Here is a 24,363-nt window from a genome sequence, read left to right as displayed (position 1 = left end):
ATAAGGGCCGGGCGCATCATGCGCCCGGCCTCGCCAGTTCAAGCGAGCCACAACCATGCTGTCCTTTCTGCTGCGCAGACTGCTGACCTTCGTGCCCACGTTCATCGGGGTGACGATCGTCTCTTTCCTTTTCATCCGCCTGCTTCCCGGAGACCCGATCCTGCTTTTGGCAGGGGAACGGGGTGTCGGCGAAGAACGTTATGCTGAGCTGGTCAAACAGTTCGGTTTCGATCAACCGATCTGGCGACAATATGTCGACTATCTCTGGGGCGTCATGCAGGGCGATCTGGGCACGTCTTTCGTGACCAAGAAACCTGTTGTGTCCGAGTTCTTTGCGCTGTTCCCGGCAACGCTGGAGCTGTCGATCTGTGCGATCATTCTGGCCATTGTGGTGGGCATTCCGGCAGGTGTGATTGCAGCCGTCAACCGGGGCAAGTTCTTTGATCAGGCGCTGATGACCGGCGCGCTGATCGGGTATTCCATGCCAATTTTCTGGTGGGCTCTCCTGCTCATCATCGTGTTTTCCTCCGGCCTGGGCTGGACGCCTGTTTCAGGGCGGATCTCGTTCCTTTACTTCTTTGACGAAGTGACGGGCTTCATGCTGATCGACAGCTTCCTGTCGGGACAGAAAGGCGCGTTTGCCTCCGCCGTGAGCCACCTGATCCTGCCGACCATTGTGCTGGCCACCATCCCGCTGGCTGTGATTGCACGCCAGACACGGTCGGCCATGCTGGAAGTGCTGGGCGAGGATTATGTGCGCACTGCCAAGGCCAAGGGGTTGTCACCCTTGCGGGTGAACGGCCAGCACGCGCTGCGAAATGCGCTTATTCCTGTCGTGACCGTGATCGGCCTTCTGGTCGGCACGCTTCTTGCCGGTGCGATCCTGACTGAAACGATCTTTTCCTGGCCGGGCATCGGCAAATGGATGGTCGACAGTATTTTCCGCCGTGACTACCAGGTGGTGCAGGGCGGGCTTTTGCTGATTGCGTCCATCATCATGATCGTGAACCTGACCGTGGATGTGCTCTACGGCTGGATCAACCCGAAAATCAGAAAGGGCTGAGCGAGATGACCGATACCTCCGCAACCCAAACGATGCAGCCGCCCAGCCCTCTTCGCGAGTTCTGGAGCTATTTCCGCGAAAACCGGGGTGCCGTGATCGGCATGTATGTGTTCATGGCGTTTTTCATCATCGCCCTGATTGCCCCGCTGATTGCCCCCTATGCCCCGAACGAACAGTTCCGTGACCACCTGTTGCAGCCGCCATTCTGGCAGGAAGGCGGATCAGCCGAGTTCCTTCTGGGCACCGATCCGCTTGGCCGCGATATGCTGTCGCGCCTGCTGCACGGCGCACGGTTCTCGTTCTTCATCGGTGTGATTGTTGTGTCGATCGCCTCATTCTTCGGGGTGATCATCGGCGTGATCTCAGGCTTTGCGCCGAAATGGGTCGATACGCTGATCATGCGCCTGATGGACATCATTCTGTCCTTCCCGTCGCTGCTTCTGGCGCTGGTGCTGGTGGCCATTCTTGGGCCGTCCCTGATCAACGCCATGATCGCCATCGCGCTGGTTCTGCAGCCGCATTTCGTGCGCCTGACCCGCGCTGCGGTGATCTCGGAACGCACCAAGGATTACGTGACCGCTGCCAAAGTGGCAGGCGCAGGCCGTCTGCGCACCATGTTCGTGACCGTGCTGCCCAATTGTCTGGCGCCGATCATCGTGCAGGCTGCGTTGTCGTTCTCAACCGCCATTCTGGACGCGGCGGCCCTGGGCTTCCTTGGCATGGGCGCGCAACCCCCCACGCCGGAATGGGGCACCATGCTTGCCGAGGCGCGAGAGTTCATCCTGCGTGCCTGGTGGGTGGTCACCCTGCCCGGTGTCTGCATCCTCGTGTCCGTGCTGGCCATCAACCTGATGGGCGACGGGCTGCGCGATGCGCTTGATCCCAAGCTGAAACGGAGCTGACGCATGAGCCTTCTCGAGATTAAGAACCTCACTGTCGAGTTTCGCACCGCAAACGGGCCTTTCCGTGCGGTGGACAGCGTCGACATGACTGTGGATGCAGGCGAGCTGGTTGCCATCGTGGGGGAAAGTGGATCCGGTAAGTCCGTGTCGATGCTCGCCATGATGGGGCTGTTGCCCTGGACCGCCAATATCACTGCCGACAAGATGGAGTTTGATGGAAAGGACCTTCTGACCCTGTCGCCGAAAGAGCGTCGCAAGATCATCGGCAAAGATGTGTCGATGATCTTTCAGGAACCGATGTCATCCCTGAACCCCTGCTATACGGTTGGCTTTCAGATCAAAGAGGTGCTGCGCCAGCACACCGATCTGAGCCGCGCCGAGCGGCAAACCCGCGCGGTGGAGCTGATGGAGCAGGTCGGCATCCCCGATCCGAAGAAACGCCTGAACGTCTTCCCACACCAGCTCTCGGGGGGGATGAGCCAGCGGGTGATGATCGCCATGGCGCTCGCGTGCAAACCCAAGCTGCTGATCGCGGATGAACCCACCACCGCGCTGGATGTGACCATCCAGGCGCAGATCCTTGATCTGCTCATCGACCTGCAGAAAACCGAAGGCATGGCGCTTATTCTGATCACCCATGACATGGGTGTGGTTGCGGAAACCGTGGAACGTGTCAGCGTGCAATATGCCGGCCAACGGGTGGAGGAGCAGGAAGTGAACGCCCTGTTTGCCAACCCGCATCACCCCTATACGGCGGCCCTGCTTGCAGCCCTGCCGGAACGGGCCACCGGGCGGCATCTGCCGACCATTCCGGGGGTGGTGCCGGGGCAGTTTGATCGCCCGCAGGGGTGCCTGTTCTCGCCCCGTTGCGCCTTTGCCGATGACCTGTGCCGCACCAAACCGCCGGTCGCGGCCCATGCGGATCTGGGCAAGGCCCTGTGTCACCGCCCGCTTGAGCAGGGTGAACCACAAGAAATCAAGGAGGTCCCGGCATGAGCGCCCCGATCCTGACCGCAACCGACCTGCGCCGCCATTTCGAGGTGAAATCCGGTCTGTTTGGGCAACCCCACACGGTGCGCGCGCTGGATGGCGCCAGTTTTGAGCTGGTGCCCGGCCGCACCCTTGCCGTGGTGGGGGAAAGTGGGTGTGGGAAATCCACCCTCGCCAACCTCGTAACCATGATCGACACGCCCACCTCGGGGTCATTTTCCATTGACGGGCAGGACATCCAGCCCGGTGATGAACTGCGCGACAAGGTGCTGCGCGCCAAGGTGCAGATCGTGTTCCAAAACCCCTACGGTTCGCTCAATCCACGCCAGACCATCGGCAAGATCCTGATGGAACCGCTGCTTTTGAACCGTCCGGAGGTCTCCGCCGAAGAGCGCGAACGCCGGGCCCGGGAAATGGTGGAACTGGTGGGGCTGCGCCCCGAGCATTTCAACCGCTACCCGCATATGTTCTCGGGCGGTCAGCGGCAGCGGATCGCGGTGGCCCGGGCGCTGATGCTTGAGCCGGAAATCCTGGTCCTTGATGAACCTGTCTCGGCGCTGGACCTTTCGATCCAGTCGCAGGTGCTGAACCTGCTCACCGATCTGCAGGACAAGTTCAACCTGGCCTACCTGTTCATCAGTCACGACCTCTCAGTGGTGCGTCATTTCGCGGATGATGTGATCGTGATGTATCTGGGCAAACCGGTGGAGCAAGGGGCCAAGGAAGAGGTGTTCGAAAATCCGCGCCATCCCTATACCAAGGCACTTTTGTCCGCGACCCCCATGGCCGATCCGACCCGCCGACAGGAGCGGATCAAACTGGAGGGAGAGCTGCCCTCACCGCTCAATGTGCCCGTAGGCTGTGCCTTCAACCCACGTTGCTGGAAGGCCACGGAAGACTGTCGTGCCTCACGTCCGGATATGAGTGATGGCGCACATCGGTTTGCCTGTTTCCACCCGGAGAACGGTGCGACCTAAAGGGAAAGGGGTGCCAATCGGCGCCCTTTTTTCTTGCCCCAAATACCTCCGCCGGAGGCACAGGCTCAAACCGTAGGTTTGAGCCACCCCAAAGCCTGTCGACCGTAGGGAGAAAAGGCGCGGGCGCAATGGGTGGGCAGCGGGCGCTTTTACTTGCGTTCCAGCGCGCTTTTGGTGGCTCACGTCGTGAGCCTGAGGGGCGCTGCCCCTCACCGCTTGCGCGGCTCACCCCGAAGTATTTCTGGCAAGGAGAAACTGGCTCAGTTGCGGATGACCATGTCGCGGGGAAGGTTGGAAAAAACCTCGGGGCCGGTGGCGCGCAGGATCACAATCTCTTCAAGGCGGATGCCGAACTGATCAAGAAGGTAGATGCCGGGTTCAATCGAAAAGACATTGCCTTCTTCGAGCACGACATCTGAGTTTGACACGATGTCGGGCTTTTCATGCAGATCAAGACCGAGCCCGTGGCCGACGCGGGCCGCGAGGGTTTCGCCGTAACCTGCGGCAATGATCACGTCCCGTGCGGCCTTGTCGACGTCGCCTGAGGTTGCGCCGGGTCTGGCTGCGGCCAGTCCGGCTTTGACAGCCTGTTCGACAATGGCAAAAATCTCTTTGTAGTGATTGGTTGGTGTGCCGAACCAGCCGCATCTGGTGTTGTCAGCGGGATATCCCATGTGGCGGCACCCGCAATCAATCTGCACGGCCATCTCTCGGCTGAGCGTGGTTGGGCCAGTGTGGTGATGGGGGAAGGCGCCGTTGGGGCCGAAGGCCACGTTGATGAACTCGACCTCTGCGCCATGTTCGGCGTAGGTGGCGGCAATGATCGCGGCCACGTCCTCTTCGCTTATCCCGTCCTGCAACCCGTCAAAAGCGCGGGTCAGAGCGATGTCGTTGACAAGGTGGCTTGCCTTCAGCGCATCATATTCGGCGGGTTCCTTGACCTTTCGCAGCGCACCGATTGTGTCTTGCATAAACGCATGTGTGGCCCCCGGCAGTTTGTCCAGCAGCAGGAAGGAGAAGTCGGATCGCATCATTTCGTCCAGAGCCAGTTTCGGCTGGACGGGCAGGGTGAGGCGGGTGAGGATATCCTCCAGCGCGCCGTGCGGCCCGTCAGCGTCTTTCCAGGTGGTGAAGGGCAGCGCGGTGTGCTGGCGCACGCTGTCGGCATTCAGGGCAGGCATCAGAAACTCGGCCTGATCCTGTGTGATCAGCAACAGCACCGGGCGCTCATCCCCATGCGGATCCAGCCCGGTCAGCCAGGCCAGATGGCTGGTTGGTCCTACTGCCACCAGATCGGTTCCGGTGTCACGCATTTTTTGGCGCAGGCGGGTCAGGCGGGCGGAGTAGTCCATCAGCAGTCCTTCATGTGATCGTGGGGCATGGGCGCATGACGGGGTGGTTTCGTCAAGTGGATTTTGGATCCAATTGCGCTGCGCAAGAAAAACGGAGGCCGAAGCCCCCGTTTCACAGCGCAGATTTTATGCGTTCTTACTGAAGACCCCATTTGGCGGCGGTGGCCGCGAAGAACCCCTTTTCCTGTTTCAGCTTGATCCAGTTGTTCACATAGTTGATCCAGACCTGATCAGCCTGCGGCAGGATCATGGCGATGGGTGTCGGGCGCGCGGGGGCATCGACCTCCATCCGGCGTATCTGGGGGAATTTCTCGGTCAGCGTGGCGCCTTCGATATTTGAGGTGATGAAGACGTCAGCCCGGCCTGCGATCACTTCCTGATACCCGCGGGCCGGGGCCTCGACCACCTTGATATCTGCGTTGGGGAACCAGTCCCGCACCATTTTCTCAAACGAGGTGCCCAGGGTCGTTGCCACTTTCACGTCCGGTGCGTTGATCGAGGCGAAATCCGTGAACCGGCCCAGCTTGTCTTCGGTTGTGTAGGGCCCGATCTGCACCGAGATATAGGGCGATGAGAACCCCGCCACCTTCATCCGGGAGGGGGAGATCGAAGCGGATCCGGTCATGTGGTATTTGCCTGCGACAATCCCGTTCACCAGCGTCTTCCAGTCGGTTGGTACAAATTCCAGCTCAACTTCAAGATCCTTGGCCAGCTCGGTCATGACATCAATGTCATAGCCTTTGTAGCTTTCCGTGGCCGGGTCGCGCACGGACATCGGGTTCCAGTCGCCGGTGGTGCCAACTTTCAAAACACCGTTGGACAGAATGTCATTCAGGGCGGACTGGGCCTGCGCCGGGGCTGCAAGGGTCAGACCAGCGACCAGAGCTGCGCCGAGAGTTCGTAGAAATGCCATGGAAGGTTCCTTTTCTTATGTGCGACCCCGTCTGTTTGGCCAGCTCCAAGGGTGAGGTGCAGGTATCATATTCATGTTGCACGCATTTTGTCACAACCCTGTGAAACGGTGCGCCGCGAAACGCTTTGGGCTATCAGATGCGGTTCGTTTCTTTATATTAGAACAAAATGTGAATTGTCGTCACCACCTCACGGATTGGTGATCACTTGTAAGGACGTGCGATGCAGGCTGCGGTGAGGGTGAACGGGCTGAACAAATGGTTTGGCGAGTTTCAGGTGCTCAAGGATGTGACGCTTGAGGTGGCGGCTGGTGAGAAACTGGTGATCTGCGGACCGTCCGGGTCGGGCAAATCCACCGTTGTGCGTTGCATCGCCAATCTTGAACCCTTTGAAGGAGGGGAGCTGCGCGTGCTTGGCGGCGGGCCTGCCGATGTCGGGCGCGGGGATGTCGGCATGGTGTTTCAGCAATTCAACCTGTTTCCGCATCTGAGCGTTCTGGACAACCTCACCCTTGGGCCGATCCGTGCAATGGGCCTGACCCGCCACGCGGCAGAGGAGCGGGCGCGGGCGCTTTTGGAACGGGTGAAGATACCCGATCAGGCGGCGAAAAAACCGGGGCAGCTGTCGGGGGGGCAGCAGCAGCGGGTGGCGATTGCGCGCGCGCTTTGCATGGAGCCCAAGGTGATGCTGTTTGACGAACCGACCTCAGCCCTGGACCCGGAAATGATTGCCGAGGTGCTGGAGGTGATGGAGGAGCTGGCGGCAGATGGCATGACCATGATCTGCGTGACCCATGAAATGGGGTTTGCCCGCCGGGTGGCGGATCGGATTGCCTTTATGGATGGTGGAGAACTGGTTGAGGTGGGGACGCCGGACCAAGTGTTCACAGCGCCAAAATCCTCCCGCTTTGCGGATTTCCTCAACAAGATCCTGAGCCATTGAGGGCGAAATGATGAAACGAATTCTGCCCTTTGCCCTTCTGGCCTTGCTTGCGGGCTGTGCAAGCCAACCCGGCAATTGGGGCTGGTATGTGATCGACCCGACCACAAAGGCGGGCTGGACCAATATCCAGTTTCTGATGCGCGGGTTTTCCTCGACCATCCAGGTGTCCTTGCTGGCGGCGGGGGCCTCGATCATGATCGGGCTTTTAGTGGCCCTGCCCAGCCTGTCGCCCAATCGCTGGATCCGTCTGCCAAACCGGATTTATGTCGAGTTCGTCCGCGCCATCCCTTTGCTGCCGATGTTGTTTTGGGTGTTTTATGGCCTGCCGGTTGTGCTTAAATCCGTCGGCATCTCTTTGAATATTGATCCCTTTTGGGGGGCTGTGATCACTCTGGCGATCTCGGACAGTGCTTTTACGGCCGAGATTTTCCGATCAGGGATCCAGTCCGTGCCCCGCGGACAGAGCGAAGCGGCGCAGGTTGTTGGTCTGACAAAGGCGCAGGCGATGCGCCATGTGATCTTGCCGCAGGCGGTGCGCCGGATCCTGCCGCCATTGGCCAACCAGTTTATCTATATCGTGAAAATGTCCGCTTTTGCCTCGGTGATCGGCATGCAGGAACTGACCCGCCGCGCCAATGAGCTGGTGGTCACGGAATATCGTCCGCTGGAAATCTATTCGTTGCTGATTCTCGAATATCTCGTACTGGTGCTGATCATCTCCTCCGCCGTGCGCTGGCTGGAGCGGCGCATGGGGGCGGATGAGCGCGGGGTTTGATCGCGCTGTGCCACCGGGGTGATCACGTCCCGGTCACCTCTTCGTCACCGGACTTCCCTTCGCCTCTTTTCCCGCCAATATGGGTGAGTGCAGAGAAGACCAGAAGGAGTGGTGGGATGGATTGGGATGGGTTCATGGCAGAAACCGTGGGCAATATCGGCCGTTTTGGCAAGGATGTGCCGGACACGATGAAAGGGTTCACCCAAATGGGTGTGGCCGCCAAGAAGGACGGGGCACTTTCGGAAAAGACAAAGGAATTCATCGCATTGGGGATTGCGATCGCAACCCGCTGTGACAGTTGCATTGGCTTTCATGTGCAGCATCTGGTGCGACTGGGGGCTTCGGTTGAGGAATTGAACGAGGCGCTGGCCATGGCGACCTATATGGGTGGTGGCCCGTCGCTGGCCTATTCCGCCAAGGCGCGCGCCGCGTTTGACCATTTCAGCGCGCAGGGTTGATCTCGGAAGACCACGCCTGCCCCCATCTGCGTGACGCGGGTGGGGCTTTCATTCGAAAAAATCGTTGCAAATGAAATGAACTTGACAGGCGCCACATGGATCCCGATAGTGCACCCGTTAAGAATGGCCGCCGGGAGAGGAGACCGCACCCATGAAAATCGAACAGATCCACCACGTTGCCTATCGGTGCAAAGACGCCAAAGAGACCGTGGAATGGTATGGAAAAATGCTGAACATGGATTTCATTCTGGCGATTGCCGAAGACCATGTGCCCTCGACCCACGAACCCGACCCCTATATGCATATCTTCCTGGATGCGGGCATGGGCAATGTGCTTGCCTTTTTTGAACTGCCCACAAAGGCGGAGATGGGCCGGGATCTGAACACGCCGATCTGGGTGCAGCATATCGCCTTCAAGGTGAAAGATCGCGCCACGCTGATCGAGTTCAAAGAGCACCTGGAAGCAAATGGTGTTGAAGTGCTTGGCGTGACCGACCATTCGATCTTCCACTCGATCTATTTCTTCGACCCGAACGGGCATCGTGTCGAACTGGCCTGCCCGGACCCGGAAGAAGAAGCCATGCTGAAGCGCATGGATGAGGTGAAATGGGACATGCTGAACGAATGGTCCGTGACCAAAAAGGCGCCCAAACACGCCGATTGGCTGCACGCGAAAGAGCTGAACAAAGACGGCTGATACGGACGGGAAAAGGGGGCTACGGCCCTCTTTTTCTTTGGGGTCAGGCCGGGGTGGTGACGTCTGCCAGCAGGTCAAGCAGCCGTGTCTCGCGATATGCGATGTGGTCAGCGGCGGCAATCACCGCTTCGGCTGGTTCATGCACAAGCCCACAGGCAATTGACAGGTCTGCCAGGCGCATTGCCCCGGCATCATTGTCCCCGTCGCCCACAAAAACCACATAATTTCCGCGGGCCTGCAAATCCGCCACGACATCGGCCTTGCGCAGGATATGTGTGACGCCCGACACCTTGCCATCAACAACCTGCCCGCACGAGCTGTGAACCTGGCAGCCAAAGCGCATGAGCAGGGTGGAAATCCAGACATCCAGATTGCCCGTGGCGACGATGCAGTCACTTTGCCGGCGCTGAATGAACTCAAGCAGCCCCTCGAATAAAGGGATATCCGCCAGCAGCTGATCCACCGCATCCACGGGAAATTGCCCGAGGATCCCAACCCGTTTCAGAAAGCTGTCTTCAAACGGAATATGGCCGCGAATGGTGCGTTCGGTCAGCTCGGCAATCTCTTCCTCAATATGGAAATGGCGCGCGATCAACGGCAGGGTTTCCACCCGTGTCAGGGTGCCGTCCAGATCAAAGACATATTTGACATCCTGTGCCAATGTGCGCCCCGCCCCTCTGTTCAGGTTCATTCCGTCTTGCCAAACAGGCCCGGTCGGGTCTGAGGCGCCGTTGAATTAGCACCCAAAGAAAGCTTTGTCACCGCCAGCAGCGGCATGTTCCCGTGTCCAAACGTCAGTCCCGCGACAGTTGCCGTCTCTTGGCGGCACGCTCTTCGCGCAGCTTTTGCTCCTGACCGAGGCGAAAGCTGGTTTCCACGAATTTCAGATGGTCGCGCGCTGCCTTTTCCGCGCGGTCGGGGTCGCCGTCCAGAATGGAATGCACAATCTCGCGGTGCTGATCCAGAAGCATCCGTCCGCTCCCGTCCATCGTGCGCAGGAATTTGCGATTGTAGAAAATCCCCTGCCGGGTGAGGTCGTAAATCGAGCTCATCATGTGAATCAGCGTGGTGTTCTGGCTGGCATCCACCACCGCCACATGCAGCGCGAGATCGGCCTCGCTTGAGGCCTCGGCATCGCCGGTTTCCCACGCGGACTGAAGATCGTTCATGATATCCTTCAGACGTTCCTTGTCAGAGGAGGTGGCGCGTTCAGCAGCAAGGCGGCTGGCAAACGCCTCCTGTTCCGAGCGATATTCCAGATAGTCGTAAAAGGCGCTGCCATGGCGGGCATAAAGGGCCAGCATGGCAGGGGACATGGCGCGGCCTGAAAGGGTGGCGATGAAGGTGCCTTCGCCATGGCGCACATGGACCAGTCCGCGATCTTCCAGTGTCTGCAATGCCTCGCGCAGCTTCGGACGAGAGACGCCCATCGCCTCGGCCAGCTCTCGTTCCGAGGGCAGTTTGCGCCCTTCTTTCAGGATACCGTCGACGATCATCTGCTCGATCTGGTGCACCACGGCTTCGGCAATCGATTCGTGCCCCACCTGCTCAAACGGGCTTGTATCCCCCATGTCCTGCATCCCCTGAACTGTGCCGGTTGTCATTTATCTTTACCGCTTTTGCCTCGGATCTCAAAGGAAAGTTGGGGGAAATTCCTGCGGCAATTCTTGCTTCAATGCGCTGATGCAGATCGGTTTTTTCGGGATTTCCCGGCCCTTCCTTCATCCGGCTGGGATGAGCGCATGGCTCGGGTGGAAAGGTTTAACTGGTAAATTAATTTGTTGACATAAATTGGTGGTAAAGAATATTGACCAATTTAGGGAGTGCCCGATGGCACAGGGCAGCCGTGGAGGCGGTCTGCTTGCATCTTGGAGGAGATACACATGAAAAAGACCCTGACATCGGTGGCAATTGCCGCCACCATGCTGACCGCACCGATTGCGGAAGCCGCTGACAAACTTCTGTTGAAAACCCCGATTGCTTTCTCGACCGCTCTGCCCGGTCTGGGATCGCCCATTCCACGTGTGGCCGAACAGCTGCAGCTCATGTCGGGCGGTTCGCTCAAGATGAAAGTGTATGAGCCGGGCAAGCTGGTGCCGCCGTTTGAGATCCTTGATGCGGTCAGCTCGGGCAAGATCAATTCGGGTTACACCACCGCCGGATATTGGGCCGGCAAGATCCCGGCCGCACCGCTGTTTTCGGCCGTGCCCTTCGGCCCCGAGGCGGGGGAATATATGGCGTGGCTTTACTATGGCAACGGCATGACCCTGTATCAGGAAATGTATGATCAGGCCGGGTTCAACGTCAAAGTGCTGCCCTGCGCGATCATCGCCCCGGAAACCTCGGGCTGGTTTGCAAAAGAGATCAACCAGCCGGGTGACCTGGACGGGTTGAAGATGCGGTTCTTTGGCCTGGGCGGCAAAGTGATGCAACGTCTTGGCGTGGCCACCAGCCTGCTGCCGGGCGGTGAGATTTTCCCGGCGCTTGAGAAGGGCGCCATCGACGCAACCGAGTTTTCGATGCCCGCCATCGACGCGCGTCTGGGGTTCCACAAACTGGTCAAATACAACTACTTCCCCGGCTGGCACCAGCAGGCCACCGTGTTTGAACTTCTGGTCAACAAGGACGTGTGGAACGAAGCCTCTGACCAGCACAAGGCCATCATCGAAAACGCCTGCAAGGCCTCGATGACCGACAGTTTTGCTGAAGGGGAAGCGATCCAGCATGCCGCCCTGATCGACAACGTGGAAAACAATGGTGTCGAGATCAAGAAATGGAATGATGAGATGCTGGCCACCTTCCGCGAAAACTGGGACGCCGTGGCGCAGGAAGAGGCCGCGGGTGACGCCTTCTTCGCCAAGGTTCTGGGTGACATGACCGAATTCCGCGATGGCTATGCCATCTGGAAGGAAAATGCCTTCCTCCCGCGCAAGTAACCCATTCTTGCGCCAATAAGGCAAACGGGGGGCGGTGGCCTACCTGCCCCCCACACCTTAGCGCGGCACGTTCAAGCCGCGCCCCTTTTCCCGCATTTGTTTGTGACCTTTCCATCCTGTGACCCGTGCCATTTGCGCGCAAGTTTCTGAGGAGGACGCCCCATGGCCCAGAACGTGACCCAGAATATTCCCGCCCCAAATGATCCCGATCTGGATCCGATTGATGTGTATGAGCACATCCTGGAACATGAGGATCGTGACACGCAGGTGGCCGCCGTTGCCATCGACAAGACGGTCAAAACCGTCGGCAATCTGGTGATGTGGGCGAACCTTCTGCTGGTGGCCGCGATCGTGACCCAGGTGGCGCTGCGCTATCTGTTCAATGTGAACCTGCCCAAGCTCGACGAGGTGCAGTGGCATTTCTACGGGTTGGTGACGATGGTCGGTATTTCCTATGCGCTGGTCACCGACAGCCATGTGCGCGTCGATATCCTGCATATGCAGCTGAGCCGCCGGGCCCAGCGGGTGATTGAGGTGATCGGGATCCTCGCTTTGCTGGTGCCGTTCATCTACCTGATGGTCGATCAGGGCTATGATTACTTTTACGAAAGCTGGCGGGTGAATGAACGCTCCGACAGCCCGACCGGCCTGCCGGCACGCTGGGCGCTGAAAGCGGTGATCCCGGCGAGTTTCGTGCTGCTGGCGCTGGCCGCCGTGGCGCGCCTCATTCACGATGCCCACGCCATTTTCGTCGCCCATACCGAGGAACGCGAGGGCAAGGATCTGCGCCTGATCCTCTGGGCGCTGGTGGGTTTTGCCGTGGTCGCCACCGGTCTGACCTTCCTGGTGGAAAGCACCGAGGAGAAACTGGTCATTGCCATGTTCCTCACCTTTATCGCGCTCCTGTTCACCGGCTTTCCGGTGGCCTGGACGCTGGCCGGGGTTGGGGTGGCCTATTGCGGGCTGGCCTATCTTTTCGACAATGACCTGATGGCGTGGACCGGGCTTGAAAGCACCTTCACCGGGCTTGATTACCTGACCCTTGGCGCCGTGGTGAACCGGGTTTACGCCACCATGTCGAACGCGGTTCTGGTGGCCCTGCCGATGTTCATCTTCATGGGGCTGATGCTGGATGAAAGCGGCGTGGCGGAACGCCTTATGACCGCGATGCAGCGCCTGTTCGGCACCGTGCGCGGTGGTCTGGCGATCACCGTGACCATGATCGGTATCATCCTTGCAGCCTCGACCGGCATTATCGGCGCCTCCGTTGTGCTGTTGGGTGTTCTGTCGCTGCCCTCGATGATGGAGCAGAAATATTCGCCCAGCCTTGCGGCCGGTGTGGTGTCCGCCTCGGGCACGCTGGGCATCCTCATCCCGCCCTCGATCATGCTGGTGATCATGGCGGACCAGATGGCGCTGTCGGTTGGGGATCTGTTCATGGCAGCCGTCTTCCCCGGCGTGATCATCGGCGGGCTTTACCTGACCTATATCTTCGTGATCGCCCTGATCAAACGCGACGTGGCCCCGGTGCCCGAGGGGGCAACCCGCCCTGACTGGGCCGCTGTGAAAAATGTGTTGATTGCGGTCCTGCCAACGCTGGGCCTGATCCTCGCCGTGCTGGGCTCGATCTTTGCAGGGCTGACCACGCCGACCGAAGCCTCTGGCGTGGGCGCGCTTGGCGCGACCCTTCTGGCGCTGGGCTATCGCAAGCTCACGCTGCGCAAGCTGGTGAATGTGCTGAAGGCCACCTTCAACACCACCGCCTATATCTTCGCGATTTTCCTTGGCGCAACCGTGTTCAGCTATGTGCTGCGCGAACTGGGGGGGGATGCGCTGATCGAAGACATGATCCACGGTGCGGGGCTGGGTGCCAATGGCACGGTCTTCATGATCCTCTTCATCGTCTTCCTTCTGGGGTTTGTGCTGGACTGGATCGAGATCACCCTGATTGTGCTGCCTTTGATGCGCCCGATCGTGAACGCGCTGGGGCTGGATATCCCCGGATTTGGGGCGATTGATGAACCGGCCCTTGTGTGGTTCGTGATCCTTGTCGCGGTGACCTTGCAGACGAGCTTCCTCACGCCCCCGGTTGGGTTTGCGCTCTTTTACCTCAAGGGGGTCTGCCCGCCCGAGATCCGGCTGACCGACATCTATAAGGGCATCATTCCCTTCGTGCTCTTGCAGCTCTTGGGCCTGATGCTGGTCTTCCTCTGGCCCGCGCTTGCCACCTGGTTGCCATCGGTCGCCTATTAAGAAAGGGTGGGACCATGACCGATCAGGACCTCATCGCGCAATTGCAAAAAATCTGTGGGCGCCGGCATGTGCTCACAGGTGCGCGCCGCACCGCACGCTTTCGCAAGGGGTTTCGTTCAGGAGAGGGCGAGGCGCTGGCGGTGGTGCAGCCGGGCACGCTGCTTGAACAGTGGAACGTGCTAGAGGCCTGCGTGGCGGCGGACAAGATCGTGATCATGCAGGCGGCCAATACGGGTCTGACCGAAGGGTCGACCCCAAAGGGCCGCTATGACCGTGAGGTGGTGCTGATCAACACGCGCCGCATGGATCGGTTGCAGCTGATCAAGGATGGCACTCAGGTGATTTCCTTTCCGGGCTCCACCTTGTTTGCGCTCGAAAAACTGCTCGCCCCGCTCAAACGCCAGCCCCATTCGGTGATCGGCTCCTCCTGCATCGGGGCGTCCGTGGTGGGCGGCGTGTGCAACAATTCCGGTGGCTCGCTGGTGGAACGCGGCCCGTCCTATACTGAGCTCTCCCTTTTTGCCCGCATTACCGAAGAGGGGCGGCTGGAGCTGGTCAACCATCTGGGCATCAACCTAGGCGAAACCCCGGAAGAGATCCTGACCCGGTTGGAACAGGGGGATTATTCTTCTGCGGATCTGGAAAGCACCAACCGCAAAGCGTCGGACACGGATTATGCCCGCCGGGTGCGAAATGTGGAGGCGGACACACCGGCGCGGTTCAACGCCGACAAGTCCCGCCTTTACGAGGCCGCGGGCTGTGCCGGGAAACTTGCCGTGTTTGCCGTGCGGCTCGATACCTATCCGATGAATGCGGATGAGCGGACCTTCTATGTCGGCACCAAGGATACCGCCGCCCTGACAGAGCTGCGCCGCCGGATCCTGGCCGATTTCGAAACCCTGCCGGTCTCCGCCGAATATATGCATGAAGAGGTGTTTGACCTCTCGGATCGTTACGGCAAGGACACGATGGTGATGATCGACAAGCTGGGCACCGACCGCTTGCCGATGTTCTTTGCCATGAAGGGCGCGGTGGATGCGCGGCTGGCGAATGTGCCGGGGATGGCAAACTTCACCGATAAATTCATGCAGACCCTTGCCCGGATCTGGCCGGATATCCTGCCTGTGCGGATGCGTGATTTTCGTGGTCAATATCCCCACCACCTGATCCTGAAAATGCGCGATGGCGGCATTGGAGAGGCGCAGGCGCTGCTGGCGGAGATGTCCGGGCAAGGGCGGCTGGACTATTTCGAATGTGACCCGCGTGAGGCCAAGATGGCCGGGCTGCACCGCTTTGCCGCCGCCGGGGCCGCGGTGCGATATATGAATGTGCATCGGTCAGAGGTCGAAGACATCCTTGCGCTTGATATTGCTCTGCGCCGCAATGACCGGGACTGGTTTGAAGAACTGCCCACCGAGATTTCCGACCAGCTTGTGAGCAAGCTCTATTACGGCCATTTCATGTGCCATGTGCTGCATCAGGATTACATCGTGAAAAAGGGGGCTAATCCCAAGGCGCTGAAAGCGGCGATGCTGAAGATCCTGGATGCGCGCGGGGCGGAATACCCGGCGGAGCATAACGTGGGGCATCTTTACCCGGCCAAACCCGATCTTGCGGCGTTTTACAAATCCGTCGACCCCACCAATTCAATGAACCCGGGGATCGGGAAGATGTCACGCCGGAAGAATTACGGGTAAGTGCCGGGGGCTTCCTGTTTCGGACAAAAGAAGACAAAAGAAAACGCGCGCCGGATGGGCGCGCGTTCTTGCTTTGGATATTGCTGTGGTTATTCGGGTTTCTGACGGGGCAGGAACAGGTTCAGGACCAGCCCGGCCACACCGGACAGGCCAATGCCGGCCAGGGTGAAGCCATCTCCGAATTCCAGCGTCAGCCCACCGATGCCGATGATCAGCACGGTCGAGACAATCACCATGTTGCGCGCGTCCTGCAGATGGTCGCCCAGGCGGATCAGAACCGTCAGGCCCACGACGGTGACCATTCCAAAGAGCAGGATCATGATGCCGCCCATGACGGGCATCGGGATGGTGCCAAGTGCGCCGCCCAGCTTGCCCACAAATGACAGTGCGATGGCAAAGATGGCGGCCCAGGTCATGATCGCCGGGTTGAAGGCGCGGGTCAGGGTCACGGCGCCGGTCACTTCGGAATAGGTGGTGTTGGGGGGACCGCCCAGCAGGCCCGCCGCGGTGGTGGCAAGGCCATCCCCCAACATGGTGTTCTGGATGCCGGGGTTCTCGATATAATCCTTTTTGGTGACCGATCCGATTGCGAGGATATCGCCGAAATGCTCAATCGCAGGGGCGATGGCCACGGGCAGGATGAACAGGATGGCCGCAAGGTTGAACTCGGGCGCGACAAAACCCGGCACCGCGAACCAGGCTGCACCTGCCAGGGGCGCGGTGTTGATCAGGCTTTCGCCGGTGATCGCCCCGATGATGAGCGCGGTGACGTAACCCGCAATCACACCGACAATGATCGGCACCACACGCATGATGCCACGGCCGAGAATGGCGGTGATCATGGTCGCCCCAAGCGAGACCGCGGCGAGGATCAGGGCAATGCCCTTGGGCACGATCTGCGCATCCCCGGCCACACCGGTGGACATGTTGACCGCAACCGGTGCCAGCGACAGGCCGATCACCATGATCACCGGACCAACCACAACCGGCGGCAGCAGCTTGTGCAGGAAATCACTGCCAAAAATGCGGATCGCAAAGCTGAGTGCGACATAAAGCAGACCGGCGGCCGCTAGCCCCCCGGTGGTGGCAGCCATGCCCCAGGTCTGCACCCCATAAATGATCGGGGCGATAAAGGCGAAGGAGGAGGCCAGAAAGACCGGCACCTTGCCACGGGTGGTGATCTGGAAAATCAGCGTGCCAAGCCCCGCCGTGAACAGCGCCACGCTCGGGTCCAGCCCGGTCAGAAGCGGCACCAGCACAAGGGCCCCAAAGGCCACGAACAGCATTTGCGCGCCGATCAGCGCCTGTTTTGCGCCAAAGGAATATTCAGTGTTCGACAGGTCGTTTGCCCCGCGAACGTCGGTTGTATCAGTCATCTTCCCCTCACTTCTTCAATGGGTGATATGTGCGCGATACAGGGTCTGTGCCCCGCTTGGAGCCGCGACAAACTGCCCCCTTCTGAAGCATTGTTGGCGCTAAATCCAGCCTTTGTTGAGCGGAAATGGCATTTTCCTGACGGGGGCGGTTGGGCTGCTTCCAGCGCCGAAAAAATGGTTAGAATATTCCCATGGCCAGCCCCGCGCCCAGCCCCAGACCCAATGCACGACATGGTTCCAGATCTGTGTCGGAAATGGTTTTTGGCGCAAGGATCTGCTCAGGCGTCTGGGCATGGGTGCAGATGATCAGCCCCGGCTGAACCTCTTTGAGCCGCCACCCGGTTGCAATGCGTGCCATTTGCCGCAACGCGTTTTCGCCATCTGATCCGGCACAGACCATCAGCGCATATGGCCGCCCTTCGATCCGGCCCAGCACCGGGTAATAGCAGCGGTCAAAAAACTCTTTCATCTCGCCGGAAATGGCGGCGAGGTTTTCGGGCGCGCAGAAGAGATAGCCATCAGCCGCCATGAGGTCGTCCGGGCCGGCCTCATGGGCTGGTTTCAGCACCACCTCCACCTCGTCACGGGCGGCCTGACAGGCGGCCTGTGCCATCTGCTGGCTGCCGCCGGTGCGGGAATGATAGACAATCAAAAGCCGGGTCATGCGGCGATGCTACAGCCAATTTCACCAGCTTTGAAGCGTGGTTTCAGCTTTGGGGCAGGTTGCGCCCCTCCGGTCCTGCATAGGCCCGTTCGACCTTTGCCACGCGCAGTTCGAAATGGCTGTACCACCGCTCCAGCCCCAATGTCTGGGCCACGAGGTGTTTGGCATTGGCTTTCCAGGCGCGGATGCTGTCTTCGCTGTCCCAATAGGAGACGGTGATGCCGAAACTGGCTGTGTCGCGGGTGCTTTCCGCGCCCAGGCAACCGGGTTCTTCCAGCGCCAGCGCATACATGCGATCGCCCATTTCGGCGTAACCCGCATCCTCTTTGCTAAGCTGATTTGTGAAAATCACCGCGTAGTAGGGCGGTTCGGGGGTGCGGGCAAAACGCTCGGTCATCCGGGGGCTCCTTGCTGGGGTGCGTTATGCCTACAGCGTTTCGGGAAAAACCTGAAACACATGTTTGTTCCGCAACGCATTATGCGCAGACGATCTGGTGCCGGGCTTGTGCCGGGAAAATTCGGAACGAGGGGTCGATGAACCAAGGGAAAGGAGAGGGCAGGCGGGCCGCCCCCTCCTGTAGAAATGCTTTAGCGTGGGCCGGGATTGGCGATCAGATCGCGGGAAATCACCAGACGCTGAATGTCGCTGGTGCCTTCATAGATCTGCGATACGCGCACGTCGCGATAGATGCGCTCGACCGGATAATCGCGCAGATAGCCATAGCCGCCGAAGGTCTGGATCGCGGCCGAGCACACTTCCTCGGCCATTTCGGTGGCAAAGAGTTTCGCCATCGAGGCTTCGCGCAGGGCGGGCAGGCCCGCATCGCGGCGGGCTGCGGCCAGATGCACCAATTGGCGGGCTGCTTCGACCTTGGTGGCCATGTCAGCCAACCGGAACCCAACCGCCTGATGCTGGGCGATATCCTTGCCGAACGCTTTGCGTTCCTGCGCATATTCCAGTGCGCATTCCAGCGCCTTGCGGGCCATGCCCACCGCCTGTGAGGCGATGCCGATGCGTCCGCCTTCCAGATTGGCCAGGGCGATCTTGTAGCCTTCGCCTTCCTGACCCAACAGGTTTTCGGCCGGCACCCGCATGTTTTCAAACGACAACTGGCAGGTGTCCGAGGAATGCAGCCCCAGCTTTTCCTCGACCCGGACGACCTCATACCCCGGCATGTCGGTTTCCACGATAAAGGCGCTGATGCCTTTCGATCCGGCGTCTTTGTCGGTCACGGCGAAGACGATGATCACCTTGCCGTTCTTGCCTGAGGTGATGAATTGCTTGGCGCCGTTCAGCACGTAATGATCCCCGTCCCGCACCGCCGTGGTGCGCAGTTTCGAGGCGTCCGAGCCTGCTTGCGGTTCGGTCAGGGCAAAGCCGCCGATCCATTCGCCCGAGGCCAGTTTCGGTAGGTATTTCTGTTTCTGGGCCTCGGTGCCGTATTTCACGATCGGGCCGCAGCCGACCGAGCTGTGCACCGACAGGATGGTCGAACAGGCGCCGTCACCCGCGGCCACTTCCTCGACCACGCTGGCATAGGTCACCGCGTCCAGTTCGATCCCGCCATATTCTTCCGGCACCAGCATCCCGAGAAAGCCCAGCTCACCCATTTCGTCCAGTTCCGCGCGGGGAAAGGCCTTGGTGCGGTCGCGTTCCTCGGCGCCGGGCCACAGGCGTTCGCGGGCGAATTGCGCGGCCATGTCGCGGATGGCGGATTGGGTTTCGTCAAGCATGTTTGTCTCTCCTGATCTGTCCGGCCTGATCTTTCCGGGGCGTGTTGCGGTGCCGGTCAAAGTGATTCCCTGATCCTAAAGTTGAAATCACTCGCACACGATGCCACAATGTTTCAGAAATTTGACATGAAATGCCATAAGATTTGTGATGCCCACCCCCATGCTGTCACCACCGCCCGCGCAGATTTCCAGCGCCCCGATCCCCGCAGCTTTTGCAGCGGAAGCAATTGAATGTGGTCGTCTGGCGGGGGTGGATATGGGCGCGTTGATCCAGGATCTGGGTATCCCCGAACAGGACCTGCACCACCTGACCCCGGACCAGTTCGGTCAGATCTGGCTGGAGCTGTCCTTTCGCATGCAGGATGAATTCTTTGGCCTTGCCGTCCGCCCGATGCGGCCGGGCAGTTTTACCCTGCTTGGCCACGCAACCCGCCACGCGCCGACCCTTGAGGTGGCGGTGGCCCGGGCGTTGCGCTTTCTGACGGTGGTGCTGGAGGACCCGGCCGGGACGCTTTCTGTTGAGGGGCGACATGCCGAGGTGACGCTGCGCGAAGAAGGCGCGCCGAAATCGGCCTTTGCCTACCGGCTTTATTTTACCATCCTGCATGCGCTGAACTGCTGGCTGATCGGAGAGCGGATCCCGATCCAACGCATCCAATTCCCCTGTGCAGCCCCGGAAGGCACCAATGATTACGGGGATTTCTTTGGTGTGCCAGTGGCGTTTTCCGCCCCCGTGGCCCGCCTGGAGTTTGAGCGCAAATATCTGCGCAAACCGATCAACCGCTCGGACCGGGCGCTGAAGGTGTTTCTGAAATCCGCCCCCACCGCGTTCCTGTCCGGCTATCGCCATGGGGACGGGATCAAGGCGCGGGTGGTGGCAGAGCTGTCGCTGGGAGAGGTCGGGGGCTGGCCCGGTGTGGATGAGATCGCGCAGCGGCTGGGCCTGTCCACCTCGACCCTGCATCGGCGCCTGAAAGAGGCGGGGCAGAGCTTTGGTGAAATCAAGGAAGAGCGTCGCCGCAACCTGGCCCTGTCCCTTTTGAAGAAGACCGATCTGCCGGTGGCGGAGATTGCCGGACGGGTGGGCTATGCGGAACCCAGCGCATTTTTTCGCGCCTTTCAGCGTTGGTTCGGCACCACGCCGGGGGCGATCCGAAATCGGGGCTAAAGCCGAAACGTTTTAGTCAGGATGTCGGAAAAAACAAAAGGCCCCGAAGCGGGGCCTTTGCTGAATTGGTCGGGCTGAGAGGATTCGAACCTCCGACCCCCTGCTCCCGAAGCAGGTGCGCTACCAGGCTGCGCTACAGCCCGACCGTGGCGTGCGAAATAGCCTCAATACGCGGGCGCTGCAAGCCCCAAAATGCATGGGGGTCGTGGGAAGGGGCAGAAACCCCCTGTCCCGGTCGCAAAATGAAAACGACCCGCGGGAAGGCGGGCCGTTTCATCACTTTTCAGGACCAAAGCGAAACGCCTCAGATCAGAGGCTGGCGTTCAGGGCTGCGATTACCGCGTCGCCCATCTCCGAGGTCGAGACCGGCTTCACGCCCTCTTCGTTCAGAAGATCCCCGGTGCGCACCCCATCGGCGAGCACCTTTTCGACCGCGGCTTCCAGACGATCCGCCTCTTCGCCCATGTCAAAGCTGTAGCGCAGCGCCATGGCAAAGCTGAGGATACAGGCGCAGGGGTTGGCCTTTCCTTCGCCCGCGATGTCGGGGGCCGAGCCGTGCACCGGCTCATAAAGGGCTTTCGGACGGCCATTGGCCATCGGCGCGCCCAGCGAGGCGGACGGCAACATGCCCAGCGAACCGGTCAGCATGGCGGCACAATCCGAGAGGATGTCGCCAAACAGGTTGTCGGTATAGATCACGTCAAACTGCTTTGGCGCGCGCACCAGCTGCATCGCACCATTGTCGGCATACATGTGGCTCAGTTCCACCTCGGGGTATTCTTTGCTGACGCGGGTCACAACTTCGCGCCACAGGATGCCCGATTCCATCACATTGGCTTTTTCCATCGAGCACAGGCGCTTGTCGCGTTTCATCGCCAGTTCAAACGCCGAACGGGCGCCGCGTTCGATCTCGGCTTCGGTGTAACGCTGGGTGTTGATGCCCACACGCTCGCCGTTTTCTTCGAAAATGCCGCGCGGTTCACCGAAATACACACCCGAGGTCAGTTCGCGCACGATCATGATGTCGAGGCCGGACACGATGTCTTTTTTCAGCGAGGAGAAATCTGCCAGCGCGTCAAAGCACTGCGCCGGGCGCAGGTTGGAATAGAGGTCCATTTCCTTGCGCAGGCGCAGGAGGCCGCGTTCCGGTTTGACCGAGAAATCCAGATCGTCATATTTCGGGCCACCCACGGCGCCCAGCAGAACCGCGTCCACCTCTTGCGCTTTTGCCATGGTTTCGTCGGCCAGCGGGACGCCGTATTTGTCATAGGCCGCGCCCCCGACCAGATCCTCGGACACGTCGAAGCTCACGCCGCGCTTGTCACCGATCCAGTTGATGACCTTGCGCACTTCGGCCATGACTTCCTGGCCGATGCCATCGCCGGGGAGGATGAGGAGAGAGGGGTTCGACATGTCGGGTATCCTTGAGAGACTTGCAGAAATTCTGTTCCCGAACGGCCTAGCGAGTTGGGGCGGATGCGTCAAGAAATGCAGGGGGATTTGCGCGGAAATAGCCGCTAAAAGTTGAGGTCGACCCAGATCAGATGGTGGCGTGACGCGGTGGTAGCGGTCACGGCCATCCCATCGTCTGGTTCGGGCCAGAACACGCCTGAGTCCAGAACCTGCGCGTCTGCCCAGGGCAGAATATAGCTTGCACGGAGTTTCCCGACGCCGATGCCGCTCCAATCCGCGCTATCCGTGCCCTCTGCCCCGGTGGGCGCGGGGTCGGTCAGGCGGGGATGACTGATCAGGGCACGTATGGCGTCATGGTCTCCGTCGCCATCCTCGGGGTCGATATTGGCCTGGCCGATCACCACGAAAGGTGCCGTGGGCGCGGGAAAGGGCAGGGCGCCCTCAAGGAGCCGGATCCAGAACCGGGTTTCGTCACCACCACGTTTCCCGTTCTGATCTTCGGGGCCGTCAAAGGCCGGGGTGGAGCCGTGCCAGGTCAGCAGGTCAAGCGTCTGACCGTCGGGCAGGATCACCGGCACCTGCCAATGGGCCACGCTGGACAGGCGCTGAATGGCTTGCGCTTCGGCGGAGGGAAAAGGGCTGCCATCCGGGTGGGTGGGCAGGTTGGCCCCAGGCAGATCGCGCCAGAGAAACTGCGAAAAATCGCGGGCCGGGCCGAGCGGTAGGCGTGACAGCACGGCCATTCCCCCCGCCCCGGTAAAATTGCCATAGCCCTGGCTGTCGCGGGCGGTGCCCCGCTGGCCGTCCCCATCCAGATCCAGCCCCGTGGGCAGGCCCGCATTGGGGCGGATGGCGAATGAATAGGGCATGGGATGGCCGGCCTGCGCGAGGGCGGTCTGGAAGGCGGCAAGGGCGTGCCCCTGCAGATCGTGGTCGAAATCCTGCAACACCAGCACATCGGGCGCGCTTTGGCGGATCACGTCGATCACGGCCTTGATCTGCTTGTCTTTCCCGCGGGAGATGTCGCGCAGCAGCAGCCCCGGCCCATCCCGACCCAGTTCGGTGTTGTAACTGGCAAGGCGCAGGCGTTCTGCCATGGCTGAGGAGGCAAGGGCGCTGATTACAAGCGCCAGAACGGGGATCAGGCGGGTTGCCACGCCTCCTCCTGTTCGGCTTTGGCGTTCTTTTTGCGCTCGTCGCTGATCATCAGGGCCACACGCCCCATGGCGATGCCGCGCATGAACAGCGAGGCGGGCAGAAAGGCCCAGGCGGTGAGGGTCCAGATCAGGGTCTGGTCATTGGCCACCGAGACAGATCCGAACAGCGCGGAGGCAGCCTGAATGACGGCGGGCGTCACAAAAGGCAGCAGGAAACCCAGCGCAATATTGAAACGGGCGTCGCGTTCCAGCCGTTTCACCACGTCCCCGCCTGCGGTGGGGTCGAATGTGGGCAAATTGACCCAGACATTGAAACACCCATTGGCGGGCCAGCGGCTTGAACGCAGGGCAATCACGAAAACACCCAGAGACAGAAGGGAAATCAGGTAGGTCATGCCCGCAGCTGTGCGCATGGCCGAGATGTCGGCGGCGCTGGATCCCTCGGGCAGCATCAGCACCACAAGGCGCACCGGGGAATAGGGGAAGTCAATTGCCCGCCCGATCAGCGTGCCGATCTGGGTGACAAACTCGGTCATGATGGTCGGATCCGTTTTGCCGCGCACCACAATGGACAGGGTGAACACCATCGCGAACAGGCTGAAAAAGCGAATTCTGTTGAAGGGGGGGGCGTCACGAAATTCGACCAGGCCGGGATAGGTGGCGGCATATTCAAACAGGGTCAGCGCCCCGGCGCACAGGGCAACAAGTGCCACGATCTGCGCCGTGTCAGTATTGGTGCCGGGCACCATGATCGATGGGAGTGCTATCACCACCACGATAAGTATTGCGCGTAGCAATGCGCCAGCCAGTTTTGAAACCACAGCCTCTACCCTCAACTTTGGACGGGAGCGATACGATGCCGCGTCCCTTGTTCCGATGTTGATCCCCGCCTTATTG

Annotated in this window: 23 protein-coding genes and 1 tRNA gene; 12 read left to right on the top strand and 12 right to left on the bottom strand. The window is 60.2% G+C overall.

Annotated features, from left to right (window positions below; genetic code table 11):
• The first annotated feature begins 55 nt into the window (after positions 1–55).
• The 4 genes from K3J57_RS12795 to K3J57_RS12780 are packed head-to-tail and all read left to right on the top strand — an operon-like array spanning position 56 to position 3,932.
• Positions 56–1,063 carry an ABC transporter permease subunit gene (locus K3J57_RS12795; protein ID WP_055192799.1) on the top strand — a complete coding sequence of 336 codons (1,008 nt, stop codon included), beginning with the start codon at positions 56–58 and terminating at the stop codon, positions 1,061–1,063.
• 5 nt (positions 1,064–1,068) lie between these two features.
• The gene (locus tag K3J57_RS12790) at positions 1,069–1,965 is read left to right on the top strand and encodes an ABC transporter permease subunit (protein WP_055192798.1); all 897 of its coding nucleotides are present in this window, start codon (positions 1,069–1,071) and stop codon (positions 1,963–1,965) included.
• 3 nt (positions 1,966–1,968) lie between these two features.
• Positions 1,969–2,961, top strand: a complete 993-nt coding sequence (locus K3J57_RS12785) for an ABC transporter ATP-binding protein (protein ID WP_259773312.1) — start codon at positions 1,969–1,971, stop codon at positions 2,959–2,961.
• Positions 2,958–3,932: a dipeptide ABC transporter ATP-binding protein gene (locus K3J57_RS12780; protein ID WP_259785031.1), complete on the top strand. Its 975-nt coding sequence runs from the start codon at positions 2,958–2,960 to the stop codon at positions 3,930–3,932. The genes K3J57_RS12785 and K3J57_RS12780 overlap by 4 nt, the downstream gene beginning before the upstream one ends.
• A gap of 260 nt (positions 3,933–4,192) precedes the next feature.
• Here the strand turns inward: K3J57_RS12780 and K3J57_RS12775 are convergent, their stop codons facing one another.
• Positions 4,193–5,284: a M24 family metallopeptidase gene (locus K3J57_RS12775; RefSeq protein ID WP_259792217.1), complete on the bottom strand. Its 1,092-nt coding sequence runs from the start codon at positions 5,282–5,284 to the stop codon at positions 4,193–4,195.
• Positions 5,285–5,420: 136 nt separating this feature from the next.
• Positions 5,421–6,197: a transporter substrate-binding domain-containing protein gene (locus K3J57_RS12770; RefSeq protein ID WP_259775990.1), complete on the bottom strand. Its 777-nt coding sequence runs from the start codon at positions 6,195–6,197 to the stop codon at positions 5,421–5,423.
• A 221-nt stretch (positions 6,198–6,418) separates the two neighbouring features.
• Here K3J57_RS12770 and K3J57_RS12765 point away from each other — a divergent pair, with 221 nt between their 5' ends.
• The 4 genes from K3J57_RS12765 (at position 6,419) to K3J57_RS12750 (ending at position 9,068) form a co-directional block, all read left to right on the top strand.
• Positions 6,419–7,138, top strand: a complete 720-nt coding sequence (locus tag K3J57_RS12765) for an amino acid ABC transporter ATP-binding protein (protein ID WP_173486787.1) — start codon at positions 6,419–6,421, stop codon at positions 7,136–7,138.
• Between the two features lie 10 nt (positions 7,139–7,148).
• Positions 7,149–7,913, top strand: a complete 765-nt coding sequence (locus tag K3J57_RS12760; protein ID WP_259787070.1) for an amino acid ABC transporter permease — start codon at positions 7,149–7,151, stop codon at positions 7,911–7,913.
• A gap of 116 nt (positions 7,914–8,029) precedes the next feature.
• A complete protein-coding gene (locus K3J57_RS12755; RefSeq protein WP_259773309.1) occupies positions 8,030–8,371 on the top strand; it encodes a carboxymuconolactone decarboxylase family protein in 342 nt (113 codons plus the stop codon).
• 151 nt (positions 8,372–8,522) lie between these two features.
• On the top strand, positions 8,523–9,068 hold the full coding sequence (locus K3J57_RS12750; RefSeq protein ID WP_055192792.1) for a VOC family protein: 546 nt from the start codon (positions 8,523–8,525) through the stop codon (positions 9,066–9,068).
• Between the two features lie 43 nt (positions 9,069–9,111).
• Here the strand turns inward: K3J57_RS12750 and K3J57_RS12745 are convergent, their stop codons facing one another.
• Positions 9,112–9,759, bottom strand: a complete 648-nt coding sequence (locus tag K3J57_RS12745; protein WP_259792215.1) for an HAD-IB family phosphatase — start codon at positions 9,757–9,759, stop codon at positions 9,112–9,114.
• Positions 9,760–9,862: 103 nt separating this feature from the next.
• Positions 9,863–10,672: a FadR/GntR family transcriptional regulator gene (locus K3J57_RS12740; protein ID WP_259792214.1), complete on the bottom strand. Its 810-nt coding sequence runs from the start codon at positions 10,670–10,672 to the stop codon at positions 9,863–9,865.
• 279 nt (positions 10,673–10,951) lie between these two features.
• Here K3J57_RS12740 and K3J57_RS12735 point away from each other — a divergent pair, with 279 nt between their 5' ends.
• The 3 genes from K3J57_RS12735 to dld all read left to right on the top strand — a co-directional run bounded on the left by K3J57_RS12735 (position 10,952) and on the right by dld (position 15,954).
• Positions 10,952–12,004: a TRAP transporter substrate-binding protein gene (locus K3J57_RS12735; RefSeq protein ID WP_259796193.1), complete on the top strand. Its 1,053-nt coding sequence runs from the start codon at positions 10,952–10,954 to the stop codon at positions 12,002–12,004.
• A gap of 162 nt (positions 12,005–12,166) precedes the next feature.
• On the top strand, positions 12,167–14,257 hold the full coding sequence (locus K3J57_RS12725; RefSeq protein WP_311196484.1) for a TRAP transporter large permease subunit: 2,091 nt from the start codon (positions 12,167–12,169) through the stop codon (positions 14,255–14,257).
• 14 nt (positions 14,258–14,271) lie between these two features.
• Entirely contained in the window at positions 14,272–15,954 is a 1,683-nt protein-coding gene (dld, locus tag K3J57_RS12720; RefSeq protein ID WP_259796191.1) for a D-lactate dehydrogenase, read from the top strand.
• Positions 15,955–16,043: 89 nt separating this feature from the next.
• Here dld and K3J57_RS12715 read toward each other — a convergent pair whose 3' ends face one another.
• The 4 genes from K3J57_RS12715 to K3J57_RS12700 form a co-directional block, all read right to left on the bottom strand.
• On the bottom strand, positions 16,044–17,330 hold the full coding sequence (locus K3J57_RS12715; RefSeq protein ID WP_055192789.1) for a uracil-xanthine permease family protein: 1,287 nt from the start codon (positions 17,328–17,330) through the stop codon (positions 16,044–16,046).
• 178 nt (positions 17,331–17,508) lie between these two features.
• A complete protein-coding gene (locus K3J57_RS12710; RefSeq protein WP_259796189.1) occupies positions 17,509–17,994 on the bottom strand; it encodes a flavodoxin family protein in 486 nt (161 codons plus the stop codon).
• A gap of 43 nt (positions 17,995–18,037) precedes the next feature.
• Positions 18,038–18,391 carry an antibiotic biosynthesis monooxygenase family protein gene (locus tag K3J57_RS12705; protein WP_259796187.1) on the bottom strand — a complete coding sequence of 118 codons (354 nt, stop codon included), beginning with the start codon at positions 18,389–18,391 and terminating at the stop codon, positions 18,038–18,040.
• 191 nt (positions 18,392–18,582) lie between these two features.
• The gene (locus K3J57_RS12700) at positions 18,583–19,728 is read right to left on the bottom strand and encodes an acyl-CoA dehydrogenase family protein (RefSeq protein WP_259796184.1); all 1,146 of its coding nucleotides are present in this window, start codon (positions 19,726–19,728) and stop codon (positions 18,583–18,585) included.
• Positions 19,729–19,888: 160 nt separating this feature from the next.
• Here K3J57_RS12700 and K3J57_RS16055 point away from each other — a divergent pair, with 160 nt between their 5' ends.
• Positions 19,889–20,896, top strand: a complete 1,008-nt coding sequence (locus tag K3J57_RS16055; RefSeq protein ID WP_311196483.1) for an AraC family transcriptional regulator — start codon at positions 19,889–19,891, stop codon at positions 20,894–20,896.
• A 66-nt stretch (positions 20,897–20,962) separates the two neighbouring features.
• Here the strand turns inward: K3J57_RS16055 and K3J57_RS12685 are convergent.
• The 4 genes from K3J57_RS12685 to K3J57_RS12670 form a co-directional block, all read right to left on the bottom strand.
• Positions 20,963–21,039 (bottom strand) — tRNA-Pro (locus K3J57_RS12685).
• Between the two features lie 166 nt (positions 21,040–21,205).
• Complete coding sequence (gene leuB / locus K3J57_RS12680) at positions 21,206–22,309, bottom strand: 3-isopropylmalate dehydrogenase (protein WP_259796181.1); 1,104 nt, start codon at positions 22,307–22,309, stop codon at positions 21,206–21,208.
• Between the two features lie 104 nt (positions 22,310–22,413).
• Positions 22,414–23,466, bottom strand: a complete 1,053-nt coding sequence (locus K3J57_RS12675; RefSeq protein WP_259796179.1) for an endonuclease/exonuclease/phosphatase family protein — start codon at positions 23,464–23,466, stop codon at positions 22,414–22,416.
• Complete coding sequence (locus K3J57_RS12670; protein WP_173486778.1) at positions 23,451–24,287, bottom strand: hypothetical protein; 837 nt, start codon at positions 24,285–24,287, stop codon at positions 23,451–23,453. The genes K3J57_RS12675 and K3J57_RS12670 overlap by 16 nt, the downstream gene beginning before the upstream one ends.
• Positions 24,288–24,363 lie beyond the last annotated feature (76 nt).

This window comes from Aliiroseovarius crassostreae (assembly GCF_025137635.1).
Classification (GTDB): Bacteria; Pseudomonadota; Alphaproteobacteria; order Rhodobacterales; family Rhodobacteraceae; genus Aliiroseovarius; species Aliiroseovarius crassostreae.
This window is presented reverse-complemented; position numbering and strand designations above follow the sequence as displayed.

Coding starts and splice junctions, on each gene's coding strand:
- K3J57_RS12795 (WP_055192799.1), top strand. CDS start 56: ATGCTGTCCTTTCTGCTGCGCAGACTGCTGACCTTCGTGCCCACGTTC.
- K3J57_RS12790 (WP_055192798.1), top strand. CDS start 1,069: ATGACCGATACCTCCGCAACCCAAACGATGCAGCCGCCCAGCCCTCTT.
- K3J57_RS12785 (WP_259773312.1), top strand. CDS start 1,969: ATGAGCCTTCTCGAGATTAAGAACCTCACTGTCGAGTTTCGCACCGCA.
- K3J57_RS12780 (WP_259785031.1), top strand. CDS start 2,958: ATGAGCGCCCCGATCCTGACCGCAACCGACCTGCGCCGCCATTTCGAG.
- K3J57_RS12775 (WP_259792217.1), bottom strand. CDS start 5,284: ATGGACTACTCCGCCCGCCTGACCCGCCTGCGCCAAAAAATGCGTGAC.
- K3J57_RS12770 (WP_259775990.1), bottom strand. CDS start 6,197: ATGGCATTTCTACGAACTCTCGGCGCAGCTCTGGTCGCTGGTCTGACC.
- K3J57_RS12765 (WP_173486787.1), top strand. CDS start 6,419: ATGCAGGCTGCGGTGAGGGTGAACGGGCTGAACAAATGGTTTGGCGAG.
- K3J57_RS12760 (WP_259787070.1), top strand. CDS start 7,149: ATGAAACGAATTCTGCCCTTTGCCCTTCTGGCCTTGCTTGCGGGCTGT.
- K3J57_RS12755 (WP_259773309.1), top strand. CDS start 8,030: ATGGATTGGGATGGGTTCATGGCAGAAACCGTGGGCAATATCGGCCGT.
- K3J57_RS12750 (WP_055192792.1), top strand. CDS start 8,523: ATGAAAATCGAACAGATCCACCACGTTGCCTATCGGTGCAAAGACGCC.
- K3J57_RS12745 (WP_259792215.1), bottom strand. CDS start 9,759: ATGAACCTGAACAGAGGGGCGGGGCGCACATTGGCACAGGATGTCAAA.
- K3J57_RS12740 (WP_259792214.1), bottom strand. CDS start 10,672: ATGACAACCGGCACAGTTCAGGGGATGCAGGACATGGGGGATACAAGC.
- K3J57_RS12735 (WP_259796193.1), top strand. CDS start 10,952: ATGAAAAAGACCCTGACATCGGTGGCAATTGCCGCCACCATGCTGACC.
- K3J57_RS12725 (WP_311196484.1), top strand. CDS start 12,167: ATGGCCCAGAACGTGACCCAGAATATTCCCGCCCCAAATGATCCCGAT.
- dld (WP_259796191.1), top strand. CDS start 14,272: ATGACCGATCAGGACCTCATCGCGCAATTGCAAAAAATCTGTGGGCGC.
- K3J57_RS12715 (WP_055192789.1), bottom strand. CDS start 17,330: ATGACTGATACAACCGACGTTCGCGGGGCAAACGACCTGTCGAACACT.
- K3J57_RS12710 (WP_259796189.1), bottom strand. CDS start 17,994: ATGACCCGGCTTTTGATTGTCTATCATTCCCGCACCGGCGGCAGCCAG.
- K3J57_RS12705 (WP_259796187.1), bottom strand. CDS start 18,391: ATGACCGAGCGTTTTGCCCGCACCCCCGAACCGCCCTACTACGCGGTG.
- K3J57_RS12700 (WP_259796184.1), bottom strand. CDS start 19,728: ATGCTTGACGAAACCCAATCCGCCATCCGCGACATGGCCGCGCAATTC.
- K3J57_RS16055 (WP_311196483.1), top strand. CDS start 19,889: ATGCTGTCACCACCGCCCGCGCAGATTTCCAGCGCCCCGATCCCCGCA.
- leuB (WP_259796181.1), bottom strand. CDS start 22,309: ATGTCGAACCCCTCTCTCCTCATCCTCCCCGGCGATGGCATCGGCCAG.